The sequence below is a fragment of the Trichlorobacter lovleyi genome, assembly GCF_015239775.1.
In the GTDB taxonomy this organism is placed as follows: domain Bacteria; phylum Desulfobacterota; class Desulfuromonadia; order Geobacterales; family Pseudopelobacteraceae; genus Trichlorobacter; species Trichlorobacter lovleyi_B.
Genome location: NZ_CP058409.1, coordinates 2,058,515 through 2,075,107 on the forward strand (window position 1 = coordinate 2,058,515; position 16,593 = coordinate 2,075,107).

The window sequence follows — 16,593 nt, forward strand, 5'->3', positions numbered from 1 at the left end:
CTTGAATATGTGGCTGAAACTGTTGCACCTTTGTTAACCTCACGGGGTTAGATTAAAAGGCAGATATGAAAAGAAGTGTGTTACCTTACCATTCTCCAGCGAAAACGGTCAAGGAGAAGTTTTGACCGACGCCATATGAATCGCCCTGATAAAGGTAGCCTCGGTTGCCTGCTTGATCTCCTCAATCACCGCCTGGGAAACAGCGGAGTCAACCGAGAGGATGACCATTGCCTCGCCTTTTTTCTCGCTGCGCCCCAGGTTCATGGAGCCGATATTGATCTCATGTTTGCCCATGATGGTGCCGATTTTGCCGATCATGCCGGGACGATCAGCATAGTGCAGCAGCAGCATATGCTCTTCCGGTGTAAAATCCATGGCATAGTCACGCAACCGGACAATGCGTGGGGCCCCTTCAAAGAGCGCACCGGCAATGGTGCGACGCTTGCCGTCACCCTCTGCAATCAGGGTAATCAGGTTGGAAAAGGCATCAGCCGAGGTAGTTTTGGTCTCTTCCACCACAATCCCCATCTGCTCAGCGATCAGGGAGGCGTTAACCATATTGACATCCTGGTCGACCACCCGCCCTAACAGTGCTGCCAAACCGCAAACCGTCAGTGGCGAACAGTCATAGTGGGCAATGGCACCGGCATAACTGAAGGTGATCTTCTCAGGATGGCCATCCAGCAACTGGATACCAAAATCAGCCATCACATTGACCAGATTCAGGAATGGCCGCATCTGGTCCATCAAGGCCATATCAAAACGGGGAATGTTCACCGCATTTTCCAACGGCTTCTCATCCAGATAGTTCAGGATCTCTTTGGACACATCCACGGCCACATTGATCTGGGCCTCGTGGGTATTGGCCCCCAAGTGAGGAGTCACCGTGACTCTGGGGTGGGCGATCAGCCCTTTGAGGACGTCGGTTCTGGGCGGTTCTTCGCTCCAGACATCCACGCCGGCAATGGCGATCTTGCCACTGTTCATGGCATCCAACAGGGCAGGCTCATCAATTATCCCGCCACGGGCTACGTTCATTACAATCACGCCGTCCTTCATCAGGCCCAGCTCACGGGCACCGATCATCCCCTTGGTCTCATCAGTCAAAGGGGTATGGACGGTAATGATATCGCATTTTTTGTAGATCTCATCATGGGACACCAGCTTAACCCCCAGATCATGGGCCCGCTTGACCGCAATATACGGGTCGCAGGCCAGCACCTCACACTCAAAGGCCTTCAAGCGGGTTGCCACACGACCGCCAACCTTGCCCAGACCGATCACACCGGCGGTCTTGCCTTTCAGCTCCACCCCGGTAAAAGGGGCACGCTTCCACTCGCCGGCCTTCAAGGAGGCGTTGGCCACCGTCACGTTACGGCAGGCCGCCATCAGCAGCGCCATGGTGTGCTCGGCAGCACTGTTGGTATTGCCAAAGGGGGCATTCACCACAATCACCCCTTTTGAGCTGGCATAGTCCACATCCACGTTATCAATGCCAACACCGGCCCGGGCAACCATCTTCAAGTTCCTGGCCGCATCCAGCAGATCTTTATCAACCGTCGTACCGCTACGGGTAATGATCACTTCATAGTCACCGATCAAGGCAAGCAATTCTTCCTTTTTCAATCCCAAACGGACATCCATCTCAATGCGCGGATCCTGCTTGAGCAGTGCCAGTCCTTGGTCAGCAACTTCATCAGTAACAATAATTTTCATGGTCATAATCCCCGTGTTTGTTGTATTCAAGTTTTTGCATCCTAGACCTGACCCGCAAAAAATGCAAGCGGACTGAAACTGTCTTGAGGTATACATTACCCATGAAAACCTTCAACATTGTACTGGTTGAGCCAGAAATACCACCTAACACCGGCAACATAGCACGTCTTTGTGCAGCTACTGCTGCAACTCTGCATTTAGTCGGCAAACTGGGATTTTCAATTGATGATCGCTACCTTAAACGGGCCGGACTTGATTACTGGGACAAAGTGGATTTAAAACAATGGGACAGTTTAGAGCAGTTGCAGCAGCAGTACCCGGATGGGCGCTTCTGGTATCTGAGTACCAAGGTTGCCAGAAATTGCTACGAGCAGGGGATCTATCAACCAGGAGATTTTCTGGTCTTTGGCAAAGAGACCGCCGGTCTGCCGGCTGAGCTGCTAATAGCTAACCAGGAACGTTGCCTGACCATCCCAATGCCGGGCCAAGTACGCAGCCTGAACCTATCCAACGCTGCGGCAGTGGTATTGTACGAGGCACTGCGCCAGTCAGGACAACTACAGTAGCCTACGCCCCATGCACCAATGAAAGAAAGAAGTCTTCCAGATTTTTACGACGTGGTTCAACCAGGACTATTTCTCGACCAGTTGCAACCTGTTCAGCAAGAAAGCGGTCAAGCAGCTCTTTAGGCACCTCTTCATCCAACACCGTACCGTCTGTATCCTGCAGGCGGACCTGATAGCCAATTATGCCGCGTGACATAATGGCATCCACCCGGTCCACCATCTTTAGCTCACCATGCAACAGAACCCCCACACGGTCACAGACCTTTTCAACATCATCAGTAATATGGGTGCTGAAGAAAACAGACTTCCCGCGCTTCTTCAGTTCAAGGATAATCTCTTTTACCAGTGCCCGGCCAATCGGGTCCAGACCACTCATCGGCTCATCCAGAATATAGACATCAGGATCATGAATCAGCACCTGTGCCAACCCCACCCGCTGCACCATCCCCTTGCTGTAGCCCCGGATAGGACGCTTACGCGCTTCCCACAACTCGAGTTGCTTCAAGACCTCTGCAGAGCGACGGGTTAACAGTGCGTCGGGTATTTTAAATGTTTTACCCACAAACTGCAGATACTCTTCCGCTGTCAGATAATCATAAAAAGCCGGATTCTCAGGCAAATACCCGACCTTACGACGGGAAGCCTCTGACCCGATCGCCTCTCCCACAATAGAAGCAGTGCCGGATGTTGGCCGGATCAGCCCCATCAAACATTTGATGGTCGTACTTTTACCGGCACCGTTGGGGCCCAGAAAGCCGAACACCTCACCCTGCTCTATTGCAAGCGACAGCCCCTTTAACGCCTCAACGGTCTGGCGCTTCTTGCCTTTAAACGTTTTACTCAGTACCTGCATATCAAGAGCGAACATTCCCACTCCTCACTTATTCTTTGTTGCAAATGCAAACTTGCTGGTTGTTGCAACCTTGCCTGACGTTTCAAGATAGAACCTGCCACCGTAAGGGTCAATCGGCGCCGGAGCAAGCAAACCGAGCTGCACCAATTGTTCAACAGAGACAGGTAAACCGCCATGTTCTGCCACAAATCTATCCCGTGCGGTTTCAATACGTTTTACTTCATGAAACGCTGCCAAACGAATCTGGTAATTCTTCTTCAATGCCTGATTTTTCTCGCCCTTTTCCATGGCAGTAAGATAGGCAATCGCCAAATCTGTCTGACCTGACTCCTGCATATACCGTCCAGCCAGACTCTTGTGCAGATCCTGTCCACTCAAATCGGCAGCCCGTTTGTAATATGCAGCAGCCTTAGGGTAGTCCTTTAAAAAATAGGCACTGTTAAACCCGGCAAAAAATGGCAGATACCAATCCCAGGTACGATACTGCATGCCGTAATCAAGCAACGCATTTGCCACCTTAAACTGTTTAGCATCCCACGTTAGAAACCCTTGTGCAAAGTAATAGGCATCCATATTATAGGGGTCTAGTTGCACTGCACCATGCAGAAGGCGGGACATTCCCTGCAGATCAGGCGGCTCGCTGATCACCTTGCCCTCTTGGGCCTTGCCTATAATGCCGCCAAAATACATCAACACCTTCATAACCAAAGATGCGCCTACCAACTCCTTCTGGTCAGCACTCAGCGGCTTTAGCAGCTTCACACTGGGGACATACCCAAGCTTTTCCTCAATCGGTTTATTGGACATATACGAGGAAAAAGGAACAATCAGCAATCCATAGCAAAGCAGACCACTAACCAGCAAGGCAACCGGAATACGCAGGCTGTTCACTTCATTTCCCTCCGGTTGAACAGCAGAGCTGCGCCCCCCAGCAAAATGGCGGTATAGGCAATAAAGTAGCCCACTGTCATCGCAAGTCCTTGTAGATTGGGGGCGATACTGTAAATAGCGTTCACCTTCAGGTCAAACCCAGCCAGATTTGGTAACAGATAATAAACAACTGATGCAACAGCCTTTAAAAACGGAGAAACAGCCTGCGCCGATGCAGGAGAGTGTACAAATTCGTAGACTTGTTGAGTAATGCCACTGGCCAAAAATGTACAGATGGTGCCAAAAACTGGCAGAAAGAAGGAAGTACTAACCGTAGAAAGCAGCATTGCCACTGCCACCAGCAGAATATACTTTAGGGTGATGAACAGTAAGGTCAGCAGCAGATAACTCCAGACAACGGGGCGAGCAGGAGGATACATTCCTGACGCAACCTTGATCACCAGTAACGAGACCGCTCCAAGTACGGCTGAAGTCAGTACCAAGAACAGAGCCAAGCCAAAGAAACGACCTAGCAGGTAAGAACTACGGCTAAGAGGCAGGCTAAGTACGCTAAAGGAATAACGTCGTTCCATATCCCTCCAGATCGAAGTGGCACCTAAAAACACTGAAAGAAGTAGCAGAATAAACGAGATCAGTGAAAGCGAGAGGGTAATCGAAAGCTCGGTCACCTGACGCATGGAAAGAGAGGCTATTGATGGGATAAAGAGAAACAACACTGCCAGAGCTATAATTCCCTGAAAGACCCGATCACGAAAAACACCTTTGAGAGTGATTTTAATTATTGTAGTCACTATATACACACTCCTTTATTGCAAACAACAAATCATATACCTACATTATTTATTTTATTCAGCATATTTTTTGCTTTATATTTTAGTGGCTCATCATCGCGTGACTGTTTAATTACCTTCTCAAAAACATCTTTAGATTTAGCTATTTCTCCTGCTTCGAAGTATTCTTGCCCTAGTCTATAACCTGTAGCAGGCAACTTATTTAATATATATAGTTTATTTAACGCTTCAAGTTTTTTACGAGTAAGCACTTTTTTCATACAAATATCGGACTCTGAAGATTCTCTATTTCTATAAAAAGTAGACATTTCTTCATAAAGCAATACTGACTTACCCTTTGTATTATATTCTATGTCATTATATAATTTTTCTGCAGTATCGTATTTTTTGTTAATACATAATATTTTTGCATATATTATATCATATTTCTCATCATATCTCATACTGTAAAGCTTTTTTGCAATAAAATATTGACGCTCAGCCTCATCATACATTTTTTTATCATACAAGGCAGATATATATATACCTCTAACATTTATAAAGTCAGGTGACTTTTCAACAGCGTCCTTAAAAAGCGTCACATTATTTTGCCAAGTGATGTTTCTTTTTAAGGTAATTGTCGCAAAGAATATCACCACCAGCATGGCTATAATTTTCAGATAGGGGCGCCATAACTCTCCCGTTGCAGAGCGAATGAAACCAATACCGCCAAGTATCCAAAAAGCTGATGGAATATAAACATAACGTTCAGCGTATCCCGTCCAAGCAATAGTTCCAAAGGCAAGAGGCAATGTTGGCACTACCATAAAAAAACCAGTGATGATAAAAGCTGCCTCTATACTCCTTAGCTGTACGAAATATATACAGCCAAGAAAACAGATAACGCCCAAAAGGGAATAGAGTGGATCAATTTCACGAATTGCTATATTAAGTGGCAGAGGGAAAAAAAACTTTTTCATATAAAACCCAGCAGCTCCCATGAACAGCTCTATGGTATAATTCATATCCGTCATCATGACCTTAACGGTGCTCGCTATCTTTGAAACATCTGAAGCAAAAACAACTTTTCTGACTCCCTGATAAATAGCCATAAGTAGAACACATGATCCGGCAACCATTAAGAATGATCGTATCTTGTGAAAAAGTAACCGCGTTAATTGAGCATGGTGAAGAACAATTAGTGAGTGCCCCCAATAGATAACACCAATGAAAACAACAACAAAATAATTCACAAACACGAGTGCTACAAGTAAGGCGGCAACTGTGTAGCACGCAAGCCGGACCAAATCGCTCCTCCTGCTATCAGAAGAGTCAAAATCGGGACGTTCCACTACCTGCAAGCTACGCGGCAACGCAAGGAGGATAAAGACCGAGCCAGGAATAAAACCGAGTGCTGTTTCCTTTGCCAGTATACCAAGTAAAGCAACCGCATATGCACAAAGAAGCAGAAGTTTACTACCGTTTTCTCGATATTTAAGGAGCAATAATAATGAGGAGAGGACGAACATACAGGCCATAGCATCCGTTCTCCCTGAAATCCAGTTAATTGATTCGGTATTGATCGGATGTAAAGCAAAGAGCACCGCTGTAAAAAGTGGCAGTGTCGAAGCGCTGTCCTTTTCGGTTTTGTACAGACTGATAGCAGTAAAGAACACCATGATGGTATTGAATAAGTGCATCAAAATATTTTCAAAATGCATTATTTTTGAATCCAGAAACCACCAAAAACGGTCTATCATGTAACTTATCCCTATGAATGGGCGATAATACCCGCCTTCCTTCCCTCCTGGAAGGAAGATTGATTTTAGACTGAATGATTCTATATTCAACAGACTGGTAATTGCATCCAGATCATCTAAGAGGCTTATCTCAGCAAAGATTGCCGGATAGTAAACAGCAAGCACAATAATGCACAGGAGACAAATCTGGTAAGATCTACCAATTTTAAAGAAATCATTTCTAACGATTATAATTTCATTCATCGGTTGTGGCACCTTGTTGACCTTGATAACTAGCAATCATACTGAGATATGCTGTTTCCAGCCTTTTAACAAACGACGCTCCGTCACACAACGTTGACATAAGCAACCTTGGCCTTAGTAGTGAACGCAAAGATTGTAATTTGGCCCGGTCGTTTACCAAACTAACCACGGTTGCACAAAATTCTTCTGGGGAGCTGGCAATCAAGCCAGGTTCACCAAGGTGTGACAGAATACTTGCTCCGACACGGGACGCATGTCTGTCTCCCGACAAGGTCACCACAGGCACTCCCATAAGGAGCGCCTCAAAGGTTGTTGTCGTACCGTTATAGGGATACGTATCAAGGGCTATATCGGTAAGACAATATGCATTAAGGTGCGCGTACAGAGTGTCCGTCGTCTTAAGAATTGTAATTCTCTCCGGGTTCACGGCAGCACTTTCGAACGATCTTAGAATATTGCGATGTAACAGGTTTTCTGTGCATTTGTTGCTACTTTTTAGGATGAGTCTCGAGTCAGGTACCTGTTTCAATATTTTTGACCAGACAACAATCGTCTCTTCAGTCAGCTTGGCAACATTATTAAATGAGCAGAACGTTATGTAGTTATTGGCTTCGCTTGGTAGAGGCACTATCTCAGGAATGACTTCCGGGGGCTGATAGCAAAGAAAGCCGTTAGGTATCCGGTACAATGACTCTGTATATCCCCGATCCGACGATGCCGGGTCGGCAACAATATCTGTCAAACGATACCCGATTTCTGTAAGCCCTGTAGTATTGGGATAGCCTAACCAACTGACCTGTATTGGAGCCGGCTGCACGAAAAAGACTCCGAGACGGTTGCCTGCCGTATGGCCAGACAGGTCCACCAGTATGTCGATACCGGCATCCCCAATACATTGAGCACTCTGAACATCGGTCATATCAGAAATATCAACCCAACTATCAACGTACTGCTGCAGCTCATAGGTTACCGCATCAGGTCTAGCTACGTTGGAAAAGCAAAACAACTCGAACTGATTGCGATCATGATGCTCGAACAGAGGTCTAATAAAGAAGCTTACCGAATGGAAACGAAAATCAGCCGAAACGTATCCGATGCGGCACTTACCGCTCTTACAGATTGTTGCCGGCACACCTGTCAAGCGTTTCTCAGACAAACGCAGAACTTCCGGCAACGTACTGCGCCATTTGATTGACATATCAAAAATGTCCTGCTGAGAAAATTCAGGCAGATAATTCATGCAAAAAAGAATATTTGAGTACGCCGAGGACAACAAAGGGTTAAGTTCCAGTGTCTGGCGAAAACAGGAAAGGGCCTCACGCTGCCGACCTAGAGCAAGACAAACATTTCCAAGATTATTATGCACTTCAAATAGAGTAGAGTTGCGTTCGAGAATCCTCCGAAGAACTGACTCCGCTTCAGAAGTCCTCCCCATCTTAGATATCGTCATGGCCAGATTATTATGTGCAGGGAAAAAATCCGGGGCTTTCTTAATTACTTCCCTGAATACCTCTTCAGCAACAGCCAAACGCCCTCTTTCCATACTATCAATACCCTCGTTATAGCGAGCAATGATTGTATCGTTTGGAACAAACAACTCCAACGAACTTTTCGTTTTAAGGGAATCACAAACAAGCTCAAACTTTGATCCGAACTTGTCAGAGTAATTTTTCCACATGAAACGGAAAGCATCCTGCAGTTTCTCGGTAAAACCAAGCCCATCGCATAATGGTGACTCTGCCATCATTAAGCGCAGTTTGGTGCGCAGACCTGCGAGATAGTCAAGGTCATTGGCAAGGGCACACGCAATTGAGATAAAATCGCTTGGAGTCGATGCAACGCATTCAGCCAGTCCAACATTAGTTAGATGCGTAAGAGAATGTCGAGATGAAAACAACTTTCCGGGGAGGGTCACAACAGGAACCCCCATCCAAAGCGACTCCAGAGTGGTTAGCCCTCCACTGTAGGGTAGTGTATCCAACTGGATATCAACAATATGATATCGCTCAAATATTTCAGCATGTGGTGATGGCCCTTCCAGCAACAACCGATCACCTCGTATGCCACGCTCCTGGAAAAAAAGTTTGATTTTCAGCGCCTCAGCCGGGTCGGCCAAGGTTGGGTTCTTCATAAACAGACGGGCTCCCTCTACCCTCCTCAACACCTCCAACCAGAGTTCAAGCGCTTCCTCAGAAATCTTGGCCATCCTGTTGAAGGAGCAAAACGTTACATATCCATTAGTAAGGGCTGGAAGAGGTGAAATATCAGGGGCAAACTCAGGCGGACAATAGGAAATATAGTCACCCGGCAAACGGACAATCTCCTCCGTGGTCCAATCATCAGCACTGTCCGGCGATTGATAACGGTCGGAAATCAAATAATCGATAGCTGTAAGTCCTGTTGTCCCTACATATCCTGCCCAGGTAACCTGAACAGGAGAAGGTTTTTGTGCAAAAACGAGCAACCGGTTGGCATTCGAGTGACCAGCTAAATCAATCAAGATGTCAATTTCATCGTGCCTTATCAGGTGATAGAGTTCTTCATCCGGCATACCGTGGACCCAGCGCCATTCGGTCGCAACAGAACGCAAAATTTCAGTCTTATCATCCTCAATGGTAGCATCAGAATAACAATAAATCTCAAACTCACCTCTGTCATGCAGCATGAAGAACGATTGGATAAAATATCCAACTGGATGTTGGTAGAAGTCTGGCGAGACGAATCCTAGGCGAAGCGGCAAGGCATTTTTTCGAGTCCGCATATGAATTTCGTTATTGAGGAGAGGGACGGCAAACCTTTTGTCCCATTGTTGACTTTCAAGAAAAATATCACGCTCAGTAATTCCGGGAAGAAAATGCATGACATAGAGAATATTGGAGTACGCTTGGACATATTCAGGTCGAATATCCACCGCCTTCCGAAATGCCTGAAGAGCCTCTTGAGGGCGGGCACGATTAAGGCTGGCAGTACCAATATTATTATATATTTCAGGAAAATCTGGTTTAATTTGCAGCGCCTTTTCGCAAATAATCAACGCTTCGTCGTTACGCCCGAGATGGATCAGGACTGTAGAGATGTTCAGATAAGCATCGACAAAATCAGGATCAAGACGAATTGCCCGTTTGAACAGCTTTAAGGCTTCGTCTAATGCACCCAACTTAAAATACACGAGTCCTAGATTGTATGACGCCTCCATGTAGCTTGGCTTTATCTCCAGTGCCGCTTGGTAGTATGCGATAGCATTGTCAAAGTCACCATTGTCCGCATAAAGGTTACCCCGGTCGTTAAAATCAATATGATCCCCCTGGAAATGCGAGGCCAGTTCTGTAGTTTTTTCTTCTTGCCTGGAGTATTCTTTCTGTTTTTCACACCAAGTTACCCACATTTTTCTAAAAGCTTGCTGAATATTCTCAGTAAACCCAAGACCATCACAGACAGGTGATGTCATCATCCGCTGTCGTAACGTAAGCCGCAGTTCTGACAAGTGGGAAAGGTCTTCTGCCAGTGTGCATGCTATGGCGATGAACTCATCACGGTTCGAGGCCACACATTCTTCAAGCCCAACATTCATAAGATGTGTCAGAGAATGGCGCGAAGAAAAAAGTTCGCCCGGCAGTGTCACAACAGGAACCCCCATCCAGAGAGACTCCAAAGTTGTGAGCCCCCCGCTGTAAGGCTGTGTGTCCAACTGAATATCAACCAGGGAATAACGTGCAATCATCTCAGGATGAGGACTTTTACCCTCAACAATAATCATCTTTTCGTCAATTCCATATGATTTGAAGAGATCAAGGTAACGTCTGACAGTCCCCTGATCACTAAAGGAAGGATTCTTTATAAAAAAACGGGAACCAGGAACAAGCTGTAATATTTCGCTCCATAGTGCAACCGCCTCCTCTGTTACCTTAGCCAGATTGTTAAAACTGCAGAAAGTAATATAGCCGTTTGATAGTGCTGGGAGCTGTGTAACTTCAGGCGCATAATCAGGAGGACAATAGCAAATGTAGTCATCCGGCAGACGAACAATCTGCTCAACCGTGTATTGCTCAGATCCTTCAGGGGACTGAAATCGGTCTGAAATAAGGTAATCGATTGTTGAAAGGCCAGTAGTGCCCATGTAACCAGCCCAAGTCACCTGCACCGGAGCCGGCTTCATCATAAACACGCTGAGCCGATTTTTATCGGTATGGCCGGCAAGGTCTACAAGTATATCAATCCGATCACGCTGGATCATTTTTGACAACTGCTCATCCGTAATCCCCAATATCCGTCGCCAGGAGTCGGCTGATTCCCGGAAAACAGGGGTTAGATCATCCTCTCCCTCCACATCGGAATAACAGACAACGTGAAATTCATCAGGGTCATGAAGCAGAAGAAAGGCCTGTACAAAATATCCTACAGGATGACGCCGGAAATCAGGCGATACCAGCCCGATGCGGAGCTGACGGTCTGGTTCAGCGGTAACATCCCACGCCGATAATGATTGAATGTTTGTGTTCTGCTTAACCATTAATTCATAGCGAATACTCTCTCGGTAGATCGTCTCCGCAGTTGTTCCGCACTGGTAGTTTAACCAAAACAAATATAATGATTGGGCATTAAAAGAATTCGGTTTTAAATGCAGTACGTTATTCATCAAAAGAATGGCATCAGCATGGCGCCCCTGGTCTAAGCGTATTTTGGCCAGATGAGCAAATCCATAGATAAAATTCGGTTTCAACTCCAACATCCTGTTTAGTGATACAATTGCTTCGTCGAAACAAAGAAATATCTTCCTGTATAACCCCAGCCAATAATGGGCATTCCAGTTGTCTTGATCACAAGACACGGCCTGAATAAGACACGCCTTAGCGTCGTCATACTGTTTTAGGTCAAGAAGAAGTGAGCCAAGTTCTCCCAGAACCTCACTTGATGCCTCACCGCGTGTAATGATCTCCCTGTAGGCATTGACGGCAGCCTTTTTGCAATCAATAGCTTTCAGTATCACACCTTGACTTGTCAATATTTCTATATTACCAGGATTAAGGCTAATCGCGTGTTCAAGACAGTCAAGCGCTTCTTCACTCCTCCCGAGACAATGCAGGACCATCCCAACAGCTCGCAACACACGGGGGCTGTTGGGGGTTAGATTCAAAACATGCAAATAGCGGGCTAACGCCTCTTCATACTTGCCCTGCTGAAATAGAATATTTGTTTCATCAAGAAACGCATCAATATCTACAGATGATGCGAAAGAAGGTGTAAAGCTAAACATAGACGCCCCTTAAATAACAGGTAAAAGATAAGACCTGATAGCAATAAAAAAAGCCTGACATTAATGCCAAGCTTTTTTTATTACAACTCATAAAAGGGAATATTACAGTGTTGTATAACCACTTCCGGTAAAAGAATCAGTAGCATTATTAACTGTCTGAGGATCAGAACCAACCGTCTTAGCAGTCCAGTAAAGCTTGGGATCCTGATTATTGGAACATATGGACCGGTCACCACTGGTATGACCTGAACATGCTGCATAGTTGGTTGTCGTTGCTATCACGTTGATCTTTACTTTATTGGATGGAGAGAAGGTACCACCTCCGAGACTTGTAGCGCCACTAATGGTGCCAGCAAAAGCAGAAGTGTACGACATACTTAAAGCTGCAACAAAACTAAGTATAAAAAAATGTTTTTTGTTCATATACAATTCACTCCTTTCCTAAATATTATAGATTAGCTAATTGTTGTGTACTCTTGCTTGTCTGCAAAATCAGACTCCATCTGGGTTTTGAAGTTTCTCAAGTCACTTGTTGCAGCTGAGTTAAACCCCTTGATGCGGTAAGCCGAGAATTGTGGAATAGCCACAGCCGCCAGAATACCGATGATCGCAACAACGATCAGCAGCTCAATCAGGGTAAAACCTTTTCTGTTCCGAATCTTGTTAAGCATAGTCTGCTTCTCCTTTCATGGTGTTGTGTGGACTGCAATCAAATTGCAGAAGCTGAGCAATAATTTTTCACATCTATTCACATGCAACATATACGCCAACAGCAAAAGCAAACCTCAACCTACTAATTTTTCATATAATACCTTTATCTAGCTCCACAAAACAGCCTTGTTTGTCACAACTAACAGACAAAAATTGTCATCAATCAAAACAATGGGTACGCATGACTGTCAGAAAACTCAGCCTCCATAGTAGTTTTAAAATAACGCAAATCAGCTGTTGCCGCCGAGTTAAATCCTCTAACAGTATAATCTCTAAAAATTGGAATGGAGACTGCCGCAAGTATCCCGATAATGGCCACAACGATGAGGAGTTCTATCAACGTAAAACCAGCTATTGCTACAGCCCGTTTCTCCATGATACGACTCCTTTCACACAATCTAAACACTATGCATTTTCAAGGCCAATTCACAACTTTACATCAATATTTTTGCTCCATCCTGGGCACATACCACCTGATCAGGTTATGTCCAATTCCAGCCGGGGCAGGTTCTATGCCGCGAATACGAGACGAGACTACCGGCAGCGCATCTGGCACATAGAGGAAGGTATAGGGCTGTTCCTCGGCCAGGATGTCCTGAATCCGGTAGTAGGCCTTTTTACGCTTTTCCATATCAAAGGTGCTGCGTCCCTCTTCCAGCAGGCGGTCCACCTCAGGGTTGTTGTAACCGATAAAGTTCAACTCCCCGGGTTTTGTCTTGCTGGAGTGCCAGATATCGTACATATCCGGGTCCTGTGAGGTAAGCCAGGCCAGCAGCACTACCTCAAAATTACCTTTGTCAATAAACTCTTTCAGGAAAGCAGCCCACTCCACAACCCTGATGCGTACATCAATCCCGACCTGTTTCAGACGTTGCTGAATAATCTGGGCCGTCATCAAACGCTGCTGATTACCTTGGTTAGTAAGAATGGTAAAACGCAGCTGTTTGCCTTCTTTTTGTAAAAAACCGTCCGGGCCGTTCTTCCATCCGGCTTCTGCCAACAGCTGACGGGCATAGGCCGGGTCATAGGCAATATCCTTCACATGTGGGTTATGCGCCCATCTGCCTGGTATCATCGGACCATTGGCCTTCTGTCCCATGCCAAACAGCACCCCCTGAATCAGTTCCTGTTTGTTGATGGCAGCGGTTATGGCACGACGGACACGTGTGTCCTTGAACGTTGGGTGACGCAGATTGTAGCCAAGGTAGAGGTAGCCATTTGATGGGTAACGATATTTGTTAAAGGCAGATTTGAAACGCGGCGAGTCGGTCTGCCGGGCAAACTGAACCGGGGTAAGCCCCATCTGATCTATCCCGCCTGCCTTCAATTCCATGTACATGGTTGAAGTATCAGGAATCAACCGAAAAACGTAGCGATCAAGATAGGGACGTCCTTCAAAGTAGTCCTTGTTGGCCTCCAGCACGATTTTCTGTCCAGCCACCCATTCTGTAAAACGGAACGGCCCGGTGCCGACAGGTTTACGGGCCAGTGGACTCCTGGTGATATCCTGTCCTTCCAGTAGATGACTGGGCAGGATCGCCACCCCCCATGAGGCAAGGGATGGCGCATAGGGTCTTGCATAACGCACCACCACAGTATGTTCATCCGGAGCGGTAACCGCAGCGACCTGTTTAAAGTCTTCTGAATAGGCAGTGGGAGTCTTGGGATCAATAATGACCCGGTAGGTATAGAGCACATCACGCGACGTAAATGGTTTACCATCATGCCAGACAACGTTGTGACGCAGCTTGAAGGTAATGATCAGACCATCGGGTGAGACCAGGTAGGACTCTGCAAGATCACCGACAATCTTGAGATTTTTATCATATTTGATCAGGCCGTTGTAGATCAGACCTGCCACGCTGTGGGAGGCACTGTCAGAGGCAAGAATGGGGATCAGGGTGGATGCTTCACCAATCGTACCCTCAACCAGCGTGTCGCCGTAGGCCGGTGATGCTGTGGATACTTCCCGTTTGGTGGATGGAGTTTCACTGCCTGTACAGGCTGCGCACAGTAGCCAGAGGACAGCCGGCATGATGACGCGCAGACAGATGTTTCGAAACCCGCCCCTTACGGTCATTTTTCTTCCAGTTCTCCGCGCAGAATCCGTCTGATTTTTTCATCCAGCCCTTTTTTACGAGGGTCCAGGGCCCGGGCCTTTTTGTAATATTTAAGGGCATGCTTCGGCTCCTTGCGGGCAAGGTGGGCATCCCCCAGATGCTCAAGAATGGTCGGGTCATCAGTCACCAGCTCAACCGATTTTTCCAAATACCGGACAGCGTCATCGTAGCGCTTCATCTGGTAATAGACCCACCCCAGACTGTCAATGAAGAAGCCGTCATCAGGTCTGATTTCCAGGGCCCGCTTGACATGGGCCAGCGCTTCTTCAAGGTTGATTCCCATCTCGGCGTAGGTGTAGCCAAGAAAGTTGTGGGCCTGGGCATCCTTGGGATTCAACTCGACAACCTTCTTCATCCGCTCGATGGACTCCGCACGCTTGCCAAGCTTGTCGTATAATATTCCCATTCTAAACTGGAATTTGGGGTCACCGGAAAAGCGCGTCTCAACGCCCAGCAGCAGTTTCAACCCTTCTGCAGGATGCTGCAGGGAATCATGGAGTGTTGCCAGAGAGAGATACAGATCAAGCTTATCCTGGTTGGTTGCAATCGTTTGCTCCAACAGCTTGACAGCCTCATCCCCCCTGCCCAGTTCCTTGTAGATAAACGCCAGATGCCCAACTGCTTCAGTATAGACCGGTGCATCGGCCGGAATTTTATGGAACTCTGCAACAGCGCGCTCAAGCTCGTTTTTTTCTTCAAAGGCACTGCCCAGATAGAGCCGTATCTGGTAAGCATCCGGGTCCGCCTCCAGCATCTGGGAAAACACCTTGATTGCATTGTCGTACTGCTCAAGCTCCAGATAGATCAAACCGATTTTTCGATTGGTCTCGGCTGTTGCCAGCCCCATCTGGTCCAGCTTTTTAAGATAAGTCAAGGCCTCCTCATACCGCCGGTTCTGTATAAACAGCTGTATCAGGTGCTGGATCAGGGGAGCCCGGTTTTCCGCATCCTCCAGGGCATCTTTGTAAGCGGCAATCGCCTTGTCGTACTCTCCGAGTGCCTCATACGAAATAGCCATATCAATTGTTGCCTGAATAAATTCCGGCCGCAGCTCAAGCGCTTTCTGATAGTAGCCGATCGATTCCCGGTACAACTTCATCTGGCTGTAAACTTTTGCCAGGTAGTAATTTCCTACAGCCGATTCCGGCTTGGCCTTGATCAAGGACTTCAGCACCGTAACCGACTCTTCATACTCAAAAAGCTGCATCAGGGCCGTTACCAGATGCAATACGGCATCTTCCTTGCCCGGCTCAAGTCTGACCGCATTCCGCAGGTAGGATGCAGCCTCCTTGGTCTTACCCATTGTCGACATGATACTGCCACCCAGCAGATAGGAAGGGCGATAATCCGGCGCCACCTTAATGGCACGATCAACAGCCGCCAGAGAGTCTTGCACACGGCCTGATTTCAGCATAATTTCAGCTTCCAGCAGAATCGGATAGGGCGTATCAGGATCGGCAGTCTGGGCCTGACGCGTCAGTATCAGGGCCTGTTCAGCGTTTCCTTCATTCCAGAAAAGACGGGCCTGAGCGTAGGCACCCAACCCGCTGTGGAGATAAGAAGAGGCTGCATCGTCATCCGGAGAATCGGCAGGACGTACAGAACCGCAGGCTGTAAGCAGACAGAGACCAACACAACAAAACAGATATCGTAACATGGGACACCACCCAGAATTCAGCAGGTTGCAGAAATAATAAGTGTTAAACGCT

At 46.9% G+C, this 16,593-nt stretch carries 12 protein-coding genes; 1 reads left to right on the top strand and 11 read right to left on the bottom strand.

The window, feature by feature from the left end; genetic code table 11:
- Positions 1-108: 108 nt before the first annotated feature.
- Entirely contained in the window at positions 109-1,716 is a 1,608-nt protein-coding gene (gene serA / locus FY034_RS09500) for a phosphoglycerate dehydrogenase (protein WP_265549908.1), read from the bottom strand.
- A 101-nt stretch (positions 1,717-1,817) separates the two neighbouring features.
- On the opposite strand from serA, the gene FY034_RS09505 reads away from it, so the two are divergent.
- Positions 1,818-2,282, top strand: a complete 465-nt coding sequence (locus FY034_RS09505; protein ID WP_265549910.1) for a tRNA (cytidine(34)-2'-O)-methyltransferase — start codon at positions 1,818-1,820, stop codon at positions 2,280-2,282.
- Position 2,283: 1 nt separating this feature from the next.
- Here FY034_RS09505 and FY034_RS09510 read toward each other — a convergent pair whose 3' ends face one another.
- The 10 genes from FY034_RS09510 to FY034_RS09555 form a co-directional block, all read right to left on the bottom strand.
- Positions 2,284-3,150 carry an ABC transporter ATP-binding protein gene (locus tag FY034_RS09510; RefSeq protein ID WP_265549912.1) on the bottom strand — a complete coding sequence of 289 codons (867 nt, stop codon included), beginning with the start codon at positions 3,148-3,150 and terminating at the stop codon, positions 2,284-2,286.
- A 9-nt stretch (positions 3,151-3,159) separates the two neighbouring features.
- Positions 3,160-4,026 carry a hypothetical protein gene (locus tag FY034_RS09515; RefSeq protein WP_265549913.1) on the bottom strand — a complete coding sequence of 289 codons (867 nt, stop codon included), beginning with the start codon at positions 4,024-4,026 and terminating at the stop codon, positions 3,160-3,162.
- Positions 4,023-4,817: an ABC transporter permease subunit gene (locus tag FY034_RS09520; RefSeq protein WP_265549916.1), complete on the bottom strand. Its 795-nt coding sequence runs from the start codon at positions 4,815-4,817 to the stop codon at positions 4,023-4,025. Before FY034_RS09520 ends, FY034_RS09515 begins: the two co-directional genes overlap by 4 nt.
- Positions 4,818-4,849: 32 nt before the next feature.
- Positions 4,850-6,799, bottom strand: coding sequence for a tetratricopeptide repeat protein (locus tag FY034_RS09525; RefSeq protein ID WP_265549917.1), 1,950 nt, complete (start codon positions 6,797-6,799; stop codon positions 4,850-4,852).
- Complete coding sequence (locus tag FY034_RS09530) at positions 6,792-12,053, bottom strand: tetratricopeptide repeat protein (protein WP_265549919.1); 5,262 nt, start codon at positions 12,051-12,053, stop codon at positions 6,792-6,794. The genes FY034_RS09525 and FY034_RS09530 overlap by 8 nt, the downstream gene beginning before the upstream one ends.
- Positions 12,054-12,155: 102 nt before the next feature.
- The gene (locus FY034_RS09535) at positions 12,156-12,476 is read right to left on the bottom strand and encodes a hypothetical protein (RefSeq protein ID WP_265549920.1); all 321 of its coding nucleotides are present in this window, start codon (positions 12,474-12,476) and stop codon (positions 12,156-12,158) included.
- A gap of 32 nt (positions 12,477-12,508) precedes the next feature.
- The gene (locus FY034_RS19045; RefSeq protein ID WP_265549923.1) at positions 12,509-12,724 is read right to left on the bottom strand and encodes a type IV pilin protein; all 216 of its coding nucleotides are present in this window, start codon (positions 12,722-12,724) and stop codon (positions 12,509-12,511) included.
- Positions 12,725-12,927: 203 nt separating this feature from the next.
- Positions 12,928-13,140 carry a pilin gene (locus FY034_RS09545; RefSeq protein WP_265549925.1) on the bottom strand — a complete coding sequence of 71 codons (213 nt, stop codon included), beginning with the start codon at positions 13,138-13,140 and terminating at the stop codon, positions 12,928-12,930.
- Positions 13,141-13,203: 63 nt separating this feature from the next.
- The gene (locus FY034_RS09550; protein WP_265549926.1) at positions 13,204-14,844 is read right to left on the bottom strand and encodes a peptide-binding protein; all 1,641 of its coding nucleotides are present in this window, start codon (positions 14,842-14,844) and stop codon (positions 13,204-13,206) included.
- A complete protein-coding gene (locus FY034_RS09555; RefSeq protein ID WP_265549928.1) occupies positions 14,841-16,541 on the bottom strand; it encodes a tetratricopeptide repeat protein in 1,701 nt (566 codons plus the stop codon). Before FY034_RS09555 ends, FY034_RS09550 begins: the two co-directional genes overlap by 4 nt.
- Between the last annotated feature and the right edge of the window lie 52 nt (positions 16,542-16,593).